The sequence below is a fragment of the Roseateles agri genome, from assembly GCF_034043675.1.
GTDB lineage: Bacteria > Pseudomonadota > Gammaproteobacteria > Burkholderiales > Burkholderiaceae_C > KK5.
The window spans coordinates 513,264-528,835 of record NZ_JAXCLA010000005.1 but is presented as its reverse complement, the minus strand read 5'-3'; the positions used below and the strand labels follow the sequence as shown (position 1 = coordinate 528,835).

Genomic DNA, 15,572 nt, shown 5'->3' with positions numbered 1-15,572 from the left:
GGGTCGACAGCCGTAGCTCGCTCGCCGACCCATGAACCGCCGCAATCGGCTCTATCCAGTCAGCGACACGGCACGGCACCGCGCGTGCGGCTGCTCATGGCCGGCTGCAACCGGCCAATCCGTATGAAGAGTCAGCCGACGCTTTGCAAGTACTTTGGCGCTCCTACCTGCGCTCAGGCCCCGTCCAGCAGCACTGCGGCGGCCCGCAGGTCCGCCGTCTCGAAGCCTTCGGTGAAACGGCGGTAGACCGGAGCCAGCAGGTCGCGCGCCTCGCCGGGCCGTTCGAGCCGCTCGCCCATCAGGCGGGCGAGGCTCGTCGCGGCCCGCAGTTCCCAGGCCAGCGCCTGCTGGCTGGCGGCAATCGATTGGGCCTTTTCGAACAGCGCTCGGGCTGTCGGGACCGCCTCGGGGGCATCGGCGCGCAGCAGGTTTTCGCCATGGGTGCGCAGCAACTCCGCCGCGCACCAGCCGGCCGCGCCGCTGTCGGCCCGCGCGGCGGCCTCGGGGCTGACGAAGCGGCCGTAGGCTGTCATCAGGTGGTCGCGCTGGAGCAGGCTCTTGACGGCATCGATCGATGTATCGCTCCACCAGGGAATCAGCGCGGAGGTCGGCAGCCAGACGCCGTCGGTGCCGTGCTTGTCGACCAGCGCGCGGAACGCACCGATGTGCCGGTCTGCGGCCGGCCGGTCGCCGCGCCACAGCGAGACGGGGCAGACGCAAAGCGAATAGGCCTGGGTCTGCGCCAGCAGGTCCTCATCGTCGGCGAAAGCCAGCGTCTGCTCGGCCAGGAGGGCGGCCTGGTCCGCGAAGCCCTCGATCCACAGCGTGCGGCTGAGCATGATGCGCATCGACACGCGGTGGTCGAGCCCGCCGCCGATCGTTCCCATCGGGCCGCGCGGCAGCGGATGGTTCAGTACCCGCTCCGCCAGCCGGCGACAGCGCGCGTTGTCGCCGACGAAATGCGAGACCTGGGAATCGATGCGGTCGCTGACCAGCATCAGCGCCGGGCTGCCGCTTTTGCGCGCCGCCGCGCCCAGGCGGACGCTGGCCGTGCTGGCGTCCTGGTAGGACGCCATCGCCATCAGGGTGAGGACGACGGTCATCAGGGCTTCGGCCTCGAACTCGGCGTTGTCGAACTGCGCCGCCAGCTCAAGTGCGCGCCGGGTCACCGCGATCGCGTCGGTCGTGCGCTGCTCGACCAGTTCGTACTTGGCCGCCAGCGCGATGTTCATCCGCAGCTCCAGCGCCGGATGCCGCTCGGGCAAGGTCTGCAGGGCCGCCAGGGCACGTTCGACGGCATCGGGTCGGTCGAACGGATTGATCACGTTGACGATGCTCCACATCGCTGCCGTCAGCCTGGCGCCGGTCAGCGCGTCGCCCTGCGGCGTGAAGCACCAGGCCAGTGCCGAGCGCATCTCGTCGACGAGCCACAGGTGCGCGGCGTACCAGTCGCGCTTGCTGCCGGTGGTCCACTGCCGTGCGGCGCTCTCGACCAGGGTCAGCACATGCGCCGCGTGTCGGTCCGCCATCTCTGCGCGCTGGCCCAGGCGGTCGAGCTGGGCCAGCGCGAATGCGCGGGTCAGCTCCAGCAGGCGGAACTGCACGACCTCGCCGCTGGTGTCGCTGATCAGCAGAGACTTGGCGGCGAGATTGGCGATCGCGTCCAGCACCTGGTCCGCACCCAGCGCCGCGACGGGCATGTCGACCGGCATGTCGGCGCGCACGACATCGGCGGCCGCCTGCAGCGGGAACCAGCCCTGGAAGTTGGCCAGGCGATTCAGGACGCTGCGCTCGGTGTCGCTGAGCAGTTGGTAGCTCCAGTCGAGCATCGTCGCCAGCGAGTGGTGGCGGGTCGGTGCGTCGCGGCGGTCGCCGACGAGCTGGAGCACGTGGGCATCCAGCTGGGCCGCGAGGCCGTGCAGGCCGAACAGGTCGACCCGGGCGGCGGCCAGCTCGATCGCCAGCGGATTGCCATCGAGCCGCTGGCACAGCGCGCTGACGACGGGGGCATCGCGGTCGTCCAGCACGAAGTCGTCGGTGGTGGCGGTTGCCCGCTCGACGAACAGCTCGATCGCCGGATAGTGCAGGGCCTCGGCCGCGCTCAGCGGGCTGTCGGGCGGCGGCGCCGCCATCGCGCCCAGCCGGTGCAGCCACTCGCCCTCGGCCCGCATCGGCTCGCGGCTGGTGGCTAGCACGTGGAGCCCCGGCGCGCACTTCAGCAGCCGCTCGACCAGCGGTGTCAGCGGCTCGATCACGTGCTCGCAGTTGTCGAACACGATCAGCAGCCGGCGCTTGCCGAGGAAGGTCTCCAGGGTGCCCAGCCCCTCGGCGCGCGGCGACATGCCCAGGGCGGCCATCAGCACCGACGAGATCAGCTGGCCATTGGCCAGCGGGGCGAGGTCGATGTAGCAGACGCCGTGCTCGAACATCGAGTCCTGCGCGTCCGCGACGGCCAGGGCCATCGTCGTCTTGCCGATGCCACCGGGGCCGACGATGGTGACGAAGCGTCCGAACTTCAGCTGGGCCGCCAGCAGTGCCACCGACTCCGCGCGGCCGATCATCCGCGTCAGCGGCGCTGGCAGGCCGCCCAGCCGCGGATCGTTGCGCGGCGCGGCGACGGCGTCCGGCTGGCCGTCGATGCGCACGGTCGGCGCGACGAAGGAGTAGCCGCGACCGGGCTGGTTGACGATGTAGCGCGCGCCCGGCTGGCCGTCGCCGAGCACCTTGCGCAGCGCGGCGATGTGCACGCGCAGGCTGCTCTCCTCGACGACCGTGCGCGGCCAGACGATGGCGACCAGTTCTTCCCGGCTGACGACCTCTCCGGCGCGCTCGACCAGCGCGACCAGCAGATCCAGCGCGCGGCTGCCCAGCCGCACCGGCCGGCCGTCTTCCAGCAACTGCTTCTGCATGCGATGCAGGATGAAGGGGCCGAAGCCGAACGCGCGGTCCGGCAGCAGGGCGGGCATCAGCGCTGGCCCTGGTGCTCGGGCGTGCGCAGGCTCGCCAGCAGGGCGGAGGCTGCGATCACGTCGGCGGTGTCCTCGCCCTCGTCGATCTGGCGGTGCACGGCTGTCAGCGTGGCCAGGGCCTCGTCATGCCGGCCCTGCTGCTGCAGCAGCCGCGCCAGGCTCGTGGCGCTGCGCAGCGCCCAGGCCAGCGCGCCCTGACTGCGGGCAAGTTCGATCGAGCGCTGCAACAGCGCCAGCGCCTCGGCGGTCTTGCCGTCTGCCTGCAGCCGCAGCGCTTGCAGGCGCCAGACCTCGGCGGCGCACCAGCCGGCCGTGCCTTGGTCTGCCCGCGTGAGGCAGTCGTCATGCCATTCCGAGGCTTCGATGGCAAGGAGCTGGTCCTCGGCAAACGGGAAGCTGGTACCCCGGTCTGCGTCCATCCAGGGCTGAGCGCGCGTGCGGCCGGGCTGCAGCCGGGCGTCGGCGATGTCCAGGTAGGCACGAGCCACGTACAGCCATTGGCCGGAGCCGAGTCGTTGCGCCTGCTCCAGCAACTGGTTGGCGTAGAGCCGGGCCTCGTCGTTTTCGCCGCGCCACAGCAGGACCGGGCAGACCGCCAGCGCGAGGGCCTGGCAGATGGCGACCGGACTGTCCATCTCGGCCAGTTGCAGGCTGCTGCGCGCCGCTGCGGCGGCCTGGTCGGCCGAGCCCTGCAGCCACAGCACGCGGGCCAGCAGCACCTCCATCGATACGCGGTGATCGACGACGCCGGCCAGCGAGGCCAGCGGGCCGCGCTGGACCGGATGCTCGAGCACCGCGCGCGCAAGTTGCCGGGCCTGCGGCTGATCACCGGCGAAGTGCAGCGCCTGGGCGAGCAGGCGATCGGCCACGGCGGCGGCGACGGCGTTGTCGTTGGCTACGGCCAGCTGGCGCAGTTGCCGGGCCAGGGCGGCCGCGCGCTGGCCGTCGTCGCGGCCCATCGCATCGCTGATCTGGCCGATCAGCGCCTCGACCCCGTGCACCGGATCGCCGCTGCGCGCAGCGAGTTCGGCCGCGCGGTCGTAGGCGGCGCGCGATTCGGGGCCGGTGCCCAGCCGCTCCTGCACGTGCGAGGCCATGCCCACGTGCAACTGCACCAGCAGCGGCAGCGGCGGCTCGGCGAGCTTGTCCAGCGCGGCGATCGCGCGGCGGATCGTCGTCTCGTAGTCTTCCAGGAACAGGTAGCGCGCCATCGGCCAGGCCACCGCGGTCAGCGAGGCACCGATCAGCGGATCACCGCTGGGCGAGAAGGACCAGCTCAGCGCCGTATGCAGCGCGCGCAGCAGCGTGCCGTGCACGGTCATCCATTGCCGCTTGGCCATCGTCGGCCAGTTGCGCTGCGCCTCGGCCAGCAGTTCGCCCACGAGCAAGGCGTGGCGGCGGCGCACGGCATCCTCGTCGTCGCTGTGCGCCAGCTTCTCCAGCGCATAGGCGCGGGTCTGTTCGAGCAGCCGGTGCTTGACGATGTCGCCCAGCGTCACGCGGCTCAGCAGCGACTTCGAGCGCAGCCGGGCCAGGCCGTTGATGACGTCGGTCTCGCTCAGCTGCGCATCGGCGCAGACACGCAGTGCCGAACGCAGCGAGAAGGGGCTGCGGAACACGGCGATGCGGCGCAGGATCACCTGCTCGCTTTCCGTCAGCAGCCGATGGCTCCAGTCCAGCATGGCCGACAGCGCCTCGTGGCGCGAGGCGCCGGTGCGGCGGTCGCGCTTCAGGTGCAGGAAGCCGGCGTCCACCTGGGCGACCAGGCCGCGCAGGCCGAACTGCTCCAGCCGCGCCGCAGCCACCTCGATGGCCAGCGGAATGCCGTCCAGCCGGCGGCACAGTTCGGCGGCCAGAGGCGCGTCGGCGTCGGACAGGCGAAAGCCCTCGTCCCGCGCGCGGGCCCGTTCGACGAACAGGCGCACGGCCGAGAAGGCCAGGGTCTCGTCCGCTCCGAGCGACTGCGATGGCAGTTCCAGCGGCGCCAGGCGGAAGGTCCATTCACCCTCGACGCCGATCGCTTCGCGGCTGGTCAGCAGCAGGCGCAGCCCTGGCGTGCGCTCCATCAGCAGCGGCACCAGGCTGGCGACGCCGCTGATCACGTGTTCGCAGTTGTCCAGCACGAGCAGCGTGGGCTGCGTGCCGATCAGCCGCACCAGCGCTCCGAGCGGATCGTCGGGGAAATCGGCCAGGCCGAAAGCCGCGGCCAGCGCACTGTTCACGTGGGCGGCGTCGGTGATCAGCGACAGGTCGATGAAGCAGACCGGTTGCTCCGGATGCTGCTGGTGGAAGCGTTCGGCCGCGGCGACGGCAACCGTCGTCTTGCCGATGCCGCCCGGGCCGAGCACGTTGACCAGCCGGCGCTGGGCGCACTGGTCGGCCAGCGTGGTGATCGCGGACTCGCGGCCGACCAGGCTGGTCAGCCGGTTCGGTAGCGGGCTTGCGGCAGCGAGCGCAGAGAGGGTATCGACCGGCACGCGCTCCACGCCGGTAGGGGCCCTTGCCGCCGAGGGCGTGGCGACGGTTTCGTGCAGGCGCGTGATCGGGGCGACGAAGCAGTAGCCGCGGCCCGGAACGTTGGTGATGTAGCGGGCGCCGTCTTCGCCGTCGCGCAAGGCCCGGCGCAGCGCCGAGACATGGACGCGCAGGCTGGTTTCCTCGACGACGGTCGTGGGCCAGGCGCTGGCTTCCAGCGTTTCGCGGCTCAGCAGTTCGCCGGCGCGTTCGGCCAGCGCGATCAGCAGCTCGGTGGCACGGGCGCCGAGGCGCACCGGCGCATCGTCCCGCAGCAGCAGCTTGCGCGCCGGCATCAAACGGAACGGTCCGAAACCGAGCACAGGCTCGGCACCGCCGTCAGCTTCCATCCCCATCGATCCTCCTCGAAGCCAAGGGCCTGCGATGACGGCGACGCGTGAGGCGTGTTTTGCCTGCGGGTGCCTCGTCATGAACAAGGCGGGCGGCAGGCCGAAGCACCTTGCGGCGGCACTGTACCTGACATTGGGGACAGCTTGCCTCGCCCGATGGAGAGATGTCGCCCGGTGCCGGCCTCAACACACTGCCTCGGGGGCGGCCGCGGTGGCTGCCTCGTTTCTCATCCTCGTGAAAGGTTCCGCCATGCCTCTGAAAGCCACCCCAACCCCGGGCAGCCGGCTGCTCGATCCGTCCAACCATGCGCTGCTGCTGATCGACTTCCAGCCGCAGATGGCCTTTGCCGTCCAGTCCACGGACATGGTCCAGCTGCGCAACAACGCGGCGCTCATCGCGCGGGCCGCGGCCGGCTTCAAGGTGCCGACGGTGCTGACGACGGTGGCCGAGAAAACCTTCTCCGGCCCGATGTTCGGCGAGATCGGCGAAGCCTTCCCTGGCCAGGAGATGCTCGACCGCACCTCGATGAACACCTGGGAAGACGCGAACGTGATCCGCGTCGTCAATGCGATCGGCCGTGACCGGCTGGTGTTCGCCGGGCTGTGGACCTCGGTCTGCATTGTCGGCCCGGTGCTGTCGGCGCTGGAGCAGGGCTACGAGGCGTTGGTGATCACCGATGCCTGCGCCGACGTTTCGGTCGAAGCCCACCAGCGCGCGATCGAGCGGATGGTGCAGGCAGGCGCCAGCCCGATGACCTCGCTGCAATACCTGCTGGAGCTGCAGCGCGACTGGGCGCGCGGCGAGACCTACGGGCTCACGACCGGCATCGCCAACCGCCTCGGCGGCACCTACGGCCTCGGCGTCGTCTACGCCAACACGATGTTCGGCGCGCACGAGGGCTGAACGACAAGGAAACGAAAAGAGCCGGCCACGAGGCCGGCTCCATGCGAAGGCCGAGGCCTCGCTCAGTCGTTCAGGAACTTCACCAGCTTCGGGACGACCTGGTCGGTGGCTTCCTCCATCAGCCAGTGACCCGAGCCCTTGATGATCACGCCCTCGACATTGGGCGCCGCCAGCCGGGCCTGCTCGATCAGCGTGTTGCCCGAGGCCTTCTCGCCGGTCAGCACCAGCATTGGCATCGGCAGCGGTGTCTTGGCCATCTGTTCGAAGTCGATGGCGTCCTGCTGGAAGGCGCGGAACACCTCGAAGCCGGCGGCCATGCGGCCGGGCTGGCCGTAGGTCTTGGCGTAGAAGCGGCGATCGGCTTCGGGAATCGAGTGATTGGGGTCGGCGGCGAAGTCGTTCCAGAAGTGCTCGAAGTAGGTCCGCTCACGGCCGGCCACCAGCGCCAGCGGGGTCTTGCCGTAGAAGTGGAAGTGCCACAGGTCGCGCAGCAGCCAGACGTCCTTCCAATTGCCCACGCCCGGCAGGAAGGCATCCATCAAGGCGATGCGGTCGACGTCGGCCGGGTACTGCGCCGCATAGGCATAAGCCACCATCAGCCCGATGTCGTGACCGACGACGCGGGCCTTGCCCAGCTTCAGCGTGGTCGCCAGCGCGTGCACGTCCTGCGCCATCGCCTTCTTGGTGTAGCCGGACTCGGTCACCGCCGTCTCGCCGAAGCCGCGCAGGTCCGGCGCGATGACCAGATGGTTCTTCGACAACTCCTTCATCAGCGGCAGCCACATGTGACTGGTCTCGGCGTAGCCGTGCAGCAGGATCACCGGGTCACCCTGGCCGGCCACCAGGTAGTGCATGCGCAGGCCGTTGGCATCGGCGAAACGGCTCTGCGGCGCCTGCTGCGCCCAGCTGGCGCTGGCGACGGTCATCAAGAGGCCGGCCGCGAGGGTGCGGATGAGCGATCGAACCATCGGTCCGAGGAAAGGCCCGAAAGATCGGGCCAGAGCGAGCAGGTGCGCCATGCAGAACTCCTGAGTGGTTGAAGGAAATTCATTGTGTTGACGCAGGTGCGGCGGCACATCTGGCCGATGGCTTGCGCGCACCCCTACCCGTGCTGGTGGGGGCGGGCCTATCTCCTTTGGTCTAAGGCCTGGCTTTGGCGAGGATTTGATCGATCGAGCTGAACTTCGGCGCGCGAGAGCTGCGCTGAGCTCGATGGGCTCCTACTGGCGCTCGTACAGCGTCACCACGCAAGCGCCACCCAGCCCCAGGTTGTGCTGCAGGCCCAATCGCGCATCGCTCACCTGGCGCTGCTCGGCGCGGCCGCGCAATTGCAAAGTCAGCTCGTAGCACTGAGCGAGGCCCGTGGCGCCGAGCGGGTGCCCCTTGGACAAGAGGCCGCCGGATGGGTTGGTGACGATGCGGCCGCCATAGCTGTTGTCGCCAGCCGCGATGAAGGCTGCGGCGCCGCCCTCGGGGCACAGGCCCAGCGCTTCGTAGCTGATCAGCTCGTTCTGGGCGAAGCAGTCGTGCAGTTCGACCACGTCGAGGTCTTCGGGGCCGATGCCCGCCTGCTCGTACACGGCCTGCGCCGCGCGCTGGCTCATGCCGTAGCCGACGAGATTCATCATGTCGTGGCTTTCGAAGCTGTCGGGCCGGTCGGTCGTCATCGCCTGGGCGGCGATGCGCACCTGCGTGGACAGGCCGTGCCGGGCCGCGAAGGATTCCGAGACCAGCACGGCCGCCGCGGCGCCGCAGGTCGGCGGGCAGGCCATCAGGCGGGTGAGCACGCCGGGCCATAGCGCGGGTGAGTTCATCACCTCGTCCACGCTCAGCTCACGCCGCAGCAAGGCCAGCGGGTTGCGCACCGCGTGCCGGCTGGCCTTGGCGCGGATCTGGGCGAAGGCTTCGAGTGGCGTGCCGTACTTGCGCATATGCGCCAGGCCCGCGCCGCCGAAGTAGCGCAGCGCCAGGGGCAGCTCAGGCATGCCGACGAGGGCATCGCTCTCGCGGTCGAAGTCTTCGAAGGGGCTGGGGCGGTCGGTGAAGACGTTGTCCAGCGCGCCGGGCCTCATCTGCTCGAAGCCGAGCGCCAGCACGCAGTCCGCGGCGCCCGATTCGATGGCCTGGCGGGCGAGGAAGAGGGCGGTGGAGCCGGTCGAGCAGTTGTTGTTGACGTTGAAGACGGGAATGCCGGTCATGCCGAGCTGGTAGACCGCCTTCTGGCCGCTCGTCGAGTCGCCGTAGACGTAGCCCACGTAGCTCTGCTGCACGGCGGTGTAGGCCACGCCGGCGTCGTCCAACGCCTGGCTGGCGGCGGCCCGCGCCATCGCCGGATAGGGCTCGCTGGCGCCGGGCTTGACGAAGGGGATCATGCCGACGCCGGCCACGAAGACGCGGCTCATGGTTGCACCTGCTTCTTCAGCATCTCGGCGCGGATGTCCTTCTTCATCACCTTGCCGACCTTGGAGCGCGGCAGGTCGGCCCAGATCTCGACCTGCTTGGGCGATTTGACGCTGCCGATCCGCGCCTTGACAAAGCTCTGGATCTCCGCCGGATCGACCGTGCGGCCCTTGTGCAGCTGCAGGACGGCCACGACGCGCTCGCCCCATTTCTCATCGGGCAGGCCGATGACGGCGCTGTCCTGCACGTCCGGGTGCTGCATCAGCGCCTGTTCGACCTCCACCGAATAGACGTTGAAGCCGCCGGTGATGATCATGTCCTTGGCGCGGTCGACGATGAAGAGATAGTCGTCCTCGTCGAGATAGCCGATGTCGCCGGTGTGGTGCCAGCCGTGGCGCGAGGCCTCCGCGGTGGCGGCGGCATCCTTGTAGTAGCCCATCATCACCAGCGAGCCGCGCACGACGATCTCGCCGGTCTGCCCGCGGGGCAAGACCTGGCCCTCGGCGTCCATCATCGCCACCTGCACCAGCGGGCCGGGGCGGCCCGCGGAGGACAGGCGTTCGCGGGCGACCGAGCCATCGGCATGGAAGTGATCCTGCGGACGCATCATCGAAATCATCATCGGCGCCTCGGTCTGCCCGAACAGCTGCGCCATCGGGCCGATCTTGTGCAGCGCCTCTTCCAGCCGCGCGACCGAGATCGGCGCTGCGCCGTACCAGAAGCACTGCAGCGAGCTGCGGTCCGTCTCAGCCAGCCTGGGGTTCTGCAGCAGCATGTAGATCAAAGTCGGCGGCAGGAAGGTGTGGGTGATGTGCCGCACTTCGATCAGGCGCAGGAACTCGTCCAGATCCGGCTTGGGCATGATCACGATGCGCCCGCCCAGCGCCATGATCGGCAGGCACAGCACGCCTGCCGCGTGGGTGAGCGGTGCCAGCGCCAGGTAGCTGGGCCGGCCTTCGAAGGGGTAGCCCATCAGCGTCAGTGCCGACATGGTCTCCAGGTTGCGGTCGGACAGCATCACGCCCTTGGGCGCGCCGGTCGTGCCGCCGGTGCCGGCGATCATGACCACGTCGATCGGTGGCTTGACGTTCAGCGGCTCGTCGCTGACATCCGCCAGCCAGTCATGCCAGGAGCGGGCATAAGGCATGGCCTGGTCGATGCAGATCAGCAGCTTGAGCTTCGGGCAGTCCCGGCGGATCTGTTCGACCATCGGCGCGTAGTTGCTGTGGAAGAGCAGGGCGCTGCAGTCGAAGGCGTCCAGCACATAGCGGTTCTCGGCGGCCTCGTTGCGGGGGTTGATCGGGCACCAGACGGCGCCTGCCCTCGAGATGCCGAACACGCTGGCGAAGGCGTGCAGGTCGTTGCTGGACAGGACCGCCACCTTGTCGCCCGGGGCGATGCCGCTGTGCTGCAACGCCCGGCCGACGCGATGGCTGATCCGCTGGACCTCCGCGTAGCTGAGGTCCGTCTCGCCCATGGTCAGGCAGGGCTGCTCGCCACCGAGCGTGACGCCCTTGTCGAGATAGTGGGTCAAAGGCATGGAGGGCTACCCGGTGCTATTGATCGACCGTCAGGATCGGCTTCTGCACCAGGCCGAAGCTGCGCAGCGCGCCGAGCAGTTCGTGGTGGCCGAAGGCCTGGCAGCCCGAGGCGAAGCCCACTTTCTTCGGCGGGCCTTGCAGCAGGGATCGCGCCGCGTAGGCCTGCAGCAGGCCGGTCTGCTTGTAGTTGGAGTTGCCGAAGATCGTGCAATGAGCGCGGCCCAGCGGCCCGGAAGCGTGCACCGAGTCGACGGACTTGTTGATGCGCGGGTTCTCGCGCGGCGGCATGGTGTTCATCACCTGCGAGGCGGTGGCCGACAGCGCGGCGTACTTCTCGTCGTCGCTCATGCCCTCCGTGGCCTTCAGCGCCGCCGCCACGATCTGCGGCACGCCCAGCATCAGCGGCTTGTTGAAGACGCCGCCCAGCACCTTCACATTGGCCACGCGCGGATCGCGCTTGAACCACACCGGGTGCGAGGTGCCGCCCCAGGGCAGTGCCAGGGCCGTCTCGTGCTGGCCGGGGATGGCGAGGCTGTAGAGCCCGGCATCCGGCTGCCATTCCACGTACTTGTTCTGCTCCAGGTAGAAGGCCTTGCTGGTGGCGGCGTTGACGAGGATGGTCTGCGTGGACGCGATGGTCGGGCTGCCGCCCCAGAAGACGGCGATGTCCAGCGTGTCCAGCCCGGGTGTTTCCAGGCAGATTTGCGCAGCGATCTCGCCCGTGGTGTACATGTGCGCGATGCCCGGCGACAGCAGCAGGCCCGCCGCCGCGAACTGGGCGCCGTACTCCTGGTCGAGCGTGATCAGCCAGTCCTGCTCGCCGGTGGTGTCGGTGTAGTGGCACTTCGTGGCCAGGCAGGCGCGCACGACCTCGTGGCCGAACTTGGCGAAGGGGCCGACCGTGTTCAGGACGACCGAGGCGCCGCGGAACAACTCGGTCAGCGCTTCGACGGTGTGTGGCACCTCAACGACCTCAAAGTCCGCCGTCTCGATGCCGGGCACGTTCGATTTCATCGCCGCGTGAAGCTTCTCCGCGCTGCGGCCGGCGGCGATGAAGGGAATGTTGTACTCGCGCAGGTATTCGCAGACGAGGCGGCCGGTGTAGCCGGAGGCGCCGTAGACGACGACGGGTTTCTTGGATGCGTTGCTCATGTTTCTTGTCTCCGTTGTTGTCGCTGTGTCTGCTCAGGTGCCCATGCCGCCGTCGACGGGGAGGCCGATGCCGGTGATGAAGCGGGCGGCATCCGAGCACATGAAGACGGCGGCGTCGGCCATGTCCGTCACTTCGCCGAGGCGGCCCAGCGGTGTCTGGCCGATCACGTCGCCGACGGCCTCTTCGATCGTGGCGGCGAGGCCGCAGGCCACGATGTCGGCGGCCAGCTTCATGCCCATGTCCGTCGGCACCAGGCCGGGGTAGAGGCAGTTGACGCGCACGCCGTAGCCGAGCTTGCCGGACTCGACCGCCGCGATGCGCGTGGCGCGGTCGACGGCCGACTTGCTGGCCGAATAGCCGGAGATGGCGGGGAAGGCAATCGTCGCGGCCACCGAGGAGATGTTCAGCACCGAGCCACCCTTGCCGGCGCTGCCGCCGGGCCGCATCTCGCGCAGCGCGTGCTTCATGCCCAGCAGGGTGCCGACGACGTTGACGTCGAACATGCGGCGCAGGTCGTCGGCCTTGACCTCGGTCACCAGCGCGCTGATCTCGATGCCGGCGTTGTTGACCAGGATGTCGAAGCCGCCGAACTCGGACACGGTGGCGGCCACCGCGGCGGACCAGCTGTCGTCGCTCGTGACGTCCAGCGGTGTGAAGCGCACGGTGGCGCCGCCGGCGCTGAGCGTCTGCGCCGTGTCGCGGCTGAGCTCGGCGAGCACGTCGCCAATCATCACGGCCGCGCCGGCATCTGCCAGCGCTTTTGCGATACCCGCACCGATGCCGCGCGCGGCGCCGGTGACCAGGGCCTTGCGGCCAGCCAGGCTGAAGTTTGTCGTCATGTTTGTCTCCGTTTGTTTGGTCTTTGGAATCACGACGCGGCCGAGATTAGGAGTCGTCTTGACGACTGTCAAGAAAAAACTTGACGACCGTCAAGTAGACTTTGGACATGGAGAAAGTCTCGAAATCCCGCCCCGACAAGTTCGCCGAACGCCGCGCCGAACTCGGGGAAGCCACCCTGCAAACGCTCGCCACTCTGGGCTACGCGCGCACCAGCCTGCGCGAGATCGCACAGAACTCGGTCTTCTCGCACGGCGTGCTGCACTACTACTTCAAGGACAAGACCGACCTGATCCTGTGCAGCGTGCGGCAGTACAAGGCTCGCTGCGTCACGCGATATGACCAGGTGATGGTCGAGGCCGCCTCGGTGGATCAGCTGATGGAGGGCTTCCTGCAGGCGCTGGGCGAGACCCTGGTGACCGAGGCCACGCTGCACCGCCTCTGGTACGACCTGCGCGCGCAGGCCCTGTTCGAACCCGCCTTCCGCGACGACGTGGCCGCGATCGACAAGAGCCTGGAACAGATGATCTTCCGCGTGATGTCACGCTTTGCCGAGCTGGCCGGCACGCCGGTCTCGGTGCCTGCCGCGGTGGCCTATGCGGTGTTCGACGGCCTGTTCCAGCAGGGCTTGATGAAACACCTGTCCGGCGACGAAAACGCCGTCGCCGAGATGCAGCAGCAGGTGCGCTGGACCGCTACGCAACTGCTGGCCGGAAAACAGTAGGATGGCAGGCCGGATGGTTCCCCATCGCAACAGGAGTGGCTCATGAACTTGCTCAGCAATGTCTCCGTCGCCGGCGCAAGTTCCGCCGACCTGGGAACCGTCCAAGGCAGCGCATCGCTGCTGGTGCTGAAGAAGGCACTCGATGCGCAGGAAACTACGGCGACGCAACTGATCTCCGCCTTGCCACAAGCGCAGCCCCTGGCAACTTCGGGCTCGGTCGGGACCTTGGTCAATACCTTCGCCTAGGGCGAACCGGCACTACCTTCTTTGGGTCGGGGCTCGAACTGAGCTTTGGCGCCGCTATTCGACGGCCGCTGACTCGCTCTCGGTATGCCGATCAGGCTCCGTGGTGCGGAGGATCTCGTTCAGCACGGACGTGGCGTAGTTCCCGGCGGGCAACGAGAAGGTGAGCACCAGTTGATCGGCTTGCAGCCATTCCCACGACATCTCCGCCGGACTCGCCACCAGGGCGCGGCGCTCCTGGTCCAGGCCGGCGTGTTCCATGCCGTCGCACAAGGCGGCGTGACGTTCGGCCACGCCCATCTCCAGCGCCTGCGCCTGATCGGCGGAACTCACGCGGCCCCGCCCCCACAGCGGCCCGGTGGGCCGGCCCGCCTCGTCCATCACGTCACCGGGCAGGCTCTTGCCCCAGAGGCCCTGCTGGATCCGCAGCGCCAGCACCTCATTGAAGACGAAGGAGCGCACCGCCGACAGGTAGATGCCTTTCTTCTTCGGGTTGCGCACGCGGATCTCGCGCGCCAGCATGGCGCGGCCCTGCTCGACGTTGCCGCCTTCGAAGCCGAAGCGCTGGGCGCCGAAGTAGTTGGGCACGCCTTGTGACGCAACGGCCTTCAGATTGGCCTCGATCGCGTCGCGGTCGCCAGTCACATCACGCAGCACGATGCGGAACCGGTTGCCCTGCAGATCACCGGGGCGCAGCTTCTTCACGTGGCGGCTCTGGCTCAGCACCTTGAACTCCGGGTGCTGAAGCAGGGTCAGGTCGGGGGTCTCCCCCTTCGGCAGATAGATGCTGAACCACTGGCGGGTGATGGCGTAGCGGTCCTTGAGGCCGGCATAGCCCACGTCCTTTTCCTGCACGCCGGTGGCATCGGCCAGTTGCAGGGCGATGTACGCGGTGTTGGCGCCGTTCTTCTCGATGTCCAGCCAGATGTGTTCGCCCGCCCCAGAGGGCAGTTGCAGCGGCAGTTCGGTCACGATGAAGTCCTCGTTGAGGAGCTTCAAGGTGGCGCTGGCACCGCTGGCCGGATAAGCGTTGGGCCACTGCGGCAAGGTCGTGTATTGAGCGTCGGTCATGAGCGGGCTGGCGTCACCAGCTGTCGATAAGGCAATTCAGCCGGCGATTCTCTCCCGGCCAATGCCGGGTGGCCTGGATGAGGCAGCCCGGCCATGGCGACGTCGCGCGAGGCGACCAGCCACATCGACAGGGGCCGCAGTGCCAGCGGGTGCAGCGTGAAGCCCGCCGGCAGGCTGGCGAGATGCGGCGGCGCGAGCGCCACGCGCTGCATCGTGGCCCAGGCGTCGATGCGGCCCAGGCCCAGCTTGCGGGCATTGACCGCTTCCGACGAGGTGAACTCCACCTGCAGGTAGCCCAGCGCGGCCAACCGCTCGCCGATGAAGGAGCCGCGCAGCGCGCCCACACGCAAGGGGCCGTGCGCCTGCGCACCCGGTGCCAGCACGAGCACGAAGCGGTCGACCAGCAGCGGCGCCAGCCAGCGCCAGTCGGCCTCCCGCTCGGGCGTTCGCATCAGCGGGAAGAGCAGGACGTTGCCCTCCTGCGCCGTCACCAGCGCGCGTGTCCAGGGCATCCAGTCGATGTCTGTGTCGATCTGCGGCGTGAGGAGATGGCAGGCCCGTTGCGCCACGGCGCTGCCAGGCTCGCTGACGCTCGACACCAGGCCGCCGATCAGTCGCGGCGCCGGCCGCGCAGCGCCTGCCGCCAGGCGCCCGTAAGTCAGTGTCAGGGCGCCGGCGGTGGTACTGGCCAGCAGGCGACGGCGGGACCAGCGATCGGAGCTCTGGTGCATGAGAACCTCTTGAGAATTGATCTCAGCTCGGCGCGCCTATACTCGCGGCGCTGCCCTTGAAGCGGTCGTAAGCGTTTACGTCAGCCAACGCACCATCGGATCCACGCCCCGCGCATCGCGCCCGGAGGAGATCCG

Annotated in this window: 12 protein-coding genes; 3 read left to right on the top strand and 9 right to left on the bottom strand. The window is 68.8% G+C overall.

Features of this window, described 5'->3' with window-relative positions:
- Positions 1-173 precede the first annotated feature (173 nt).
- Both SNE35_RS17795 and SNE35_RS17790 read right to left on the bottom strand, forming a co-directional pair.
- A complete protein-coding gene (locus SNE35_RS17795; protein ID WP_320424276.1) occupies positions 174-2,966 on the bottom strand; it encodes an ATP-binding protein in 2,793 nt (930 codons plus the stop codon).
- Positions 2,966-5,833 (bottom strand): ATP-binding protein, encoded by a 2,868-nt coding sequence (locus SNE35_RS17790; RefSeq protein WP_320424275.1) that lies wholly within the window; start codon positions 5,831-5,833, stop codon positions 2,966-2,968. The genes SNE35_RS17795 and SNE35_RS17790 overlap by 1 nt, the downstream gene beginning before the upstream one ends.
- 250 nt (positions 5,834-6,083) lie before the next feature.
- Between SNE35_RS17790 and SNE35_RS17785 the strand changes: the two genes are divergently transcribed.
- A complete protein-coding gene (locus SNE35_RS17785; protein WP_320424273.1) occupies positions 6,084-6,737 on the top strand; it encodes a hydrolase in 654 nt (217 codons plus the stop codon).
- Between the two features lie 62 nt (positions 6,738-6,799).
- On the opposite strand, the gene SNE35_RS17780 is transcribed toward SNE35_RS17785, so the two are convergent.
- From SNE35_RS17780 to SNE35_RS17760, 5 genes are all read right to left on the bottom strand, one after another.
- Complete coding sequence (locus SNE35_RS17780) at positions 6,800-7,705, bottom strand: alpha/beta fold hydrolase (protein ID WP_431312762.1); 906 nt, start codon at positions 7,703-7,705, stop codon at positions 6,800-6,802.
- A gap of 252 nt (positions 7,706-7,957) precedes the next feature.
- Positions 7,958-9,139 (bottom strand): lipid-transfer protein, encoded by a 1,182-nt coding sequence (locus SNE35_RS17775; protein WP_320424271.1) that lies wholly within the window; start codon positions 9,137-9,139, stop codon positions 7,958-7,960.
- Positions 9,136-10,677 (bottom strand): AMP-binding protein, encoded by a 1,542-nt coding sequence (locus tag SNE35_RS17770; RefSeq protein WP_320424270.1) that lies wholly within the window; start codon positions 10,675-10,677, stop codon positions 9,136-9,138. The genes SNE35_RS17775 and SNE35_RS17770 overlap by 4 nt, the downstream gene beginning before the upstream one ends.
- A 16-nt stretch (positions 10,678-10,693) precedes the next feature.
- The gene (locus SNE35_RS17765) at positions 10,694-11,830 is read right to left on the bottom strand and encodes a DUF5938 domain-containing protein (protein WP_320424269.1); all 1,137 of its coding nucleotides are present in this window, start codon (positions 11,828-11,830) and stop codon (positions 10,694-10,696) included.
- A gap of 33 nt (positions 11,831-11,863) precedes the next feature.
- Positions 11,864-12,670, bottom strand: a complete 807-nt coding sequence (locus SNE35_RS17760; RefSeq protein WP_320424268.1) for an SDR family NAD(P)-dependent oxidoreductase — start codon at positions 12,668-12,670, stop codon at positions 11,864-11,866.
- A 107-nt stretch (positions 12,671-12,777) separates the two neighbouring features.
- Between SNE35_RS17760 and SNE35_RS17755 the strand changes: the two genes are divergently transcribed.
- Entirely contained in the window at positions 12,778-13,392 is a 615-nt protein-coding gene (locus SNE35_RS17755) for a TetR/AcrR family transcriptional regulator (protein WP_320424267.1), read from the top strand.
- A 42-nt stretch (positions 13,393-13,434) separates the two neighbouring features.
- Entirely contained in the window at positions 13,435-13,638 is a 204-nt protein-coding gene (locus SNE35_RS17750) for a putative motility protein (RefSeq protein WP_320424266.1), read from the top strand.
- Between the two features lie 54 nt (positions 13,639-13,692).
- Here SNE35_RS17750 and truD read toward each other — a convergent pair whose 3' ends face one another.
- Complete coding sequence (gene truD, locus SNE35_RS17745; RefSeq protein ID WP_320424265.1) at positions 13,693-14,706, bottom strand: tRNA pseudouridine(13) synthase TruD; 1,014 nt, start codon at positions 14,704-14,706, stop codon at positions 13,693-13,695.
- Entirely contained in the window at positions 14,703-15,437 is a 735-nt protein-coding gene (locus tag SNE35_RS17740; RefSeq protein ID WP_320424264.1) for a hypothetical protein, read from the bottom strand. The genes truD and SNE35_RS17740 overlap by 4 nt, the downstream gene beginning before the upstream one ends.
- Between the last annotated feature and the right edge of the window lie 135 nt (positions 15,438-15,572).

Coding starts and splice junctions, on each gene's coding strand:
- SNE35_RS17795 (WP_320424276.1), bottom strand. CDS start 2,966: ATGCCCGCCCTGCTGCCGGACCGCGCGTTCGGCTTCGGCCCCTTCATC.
- SNE35_RS17790 (WP_320424275.1), bottom strand. CDS start 5,833: ATGGAAGCTGACGGCGGTGCCGAGCCTGTGCTCGGTTTCGGACCGTTC.
- SNE35_RS17785 (WP_320424273.1), top strand. CDS start 6,084: ATGCCTCTGAAAGCCACCCCAACCCCGGGCAGCCGGCTGCTCGATCCG.
- SNE35_RS17780 (WP_431312762.1), bottom strand. CDS start 7,705: ATGGTTCGATCGCTCATCCGCACCCTCGCGGCCGGCCTCTTGATGACC.
- SNE35_RS17775 (WP_320424271.1), bottom strand. CDS start 9,139: ATGAGCCGCGTCTTCGTGGCCGGCGTCGGCATGATCCCCTTCGTCAAG.
- SNE35_RS17770 (WP_320424270.1), bottom strand. CDS start 10,677: ATGCCTTTGACCCACTATCTCGACAAGGGCGTCACGCTCGGTGGCGAG.
- SNE35_RS17765 (WP_320424269.1), bottom strand. CDS start 11,830: ATGAGCAACGCATCCAAGAAACCCGTCGTCGTCTACGGCGCCTCCGGC.
- SNE35_RS17760 (WP_320424268.1), bottom strand. CDS start 12,670: ATGACGACAAACTTCAGCCTGGCTGGCCGCAAGGCCCTGGTCACCGGC.
- SNE35_RS17755 (WP_320424267.1), top strand. CDS start 12,778: ATGGAGAAAGTCTCGAAATCCCGCCCCGACAAGTTCGCCGAACGCCGC.
- SNE35_RS17750 (WP_320424266.1), top strand. CDS start 13,435: ATGAACTTGCTCAGCAATGTCTCCGTCGCCGGCGCAAGTTCCGCCGAC.
- truD (WP_320424265.1), bottom strand. CDS start 14,706: ATGACCGACGCTCAATACACGACCTTGCCGCAGTGGCCCAACGCTTAT.
- SNE35_RS17740 (WP_320424264.1), bottom strand. CDS start 15,437: ATGCACCAGAGCTCCGATCGCTGGTCCCGCCGTCGCCTGCTGGCCAGT.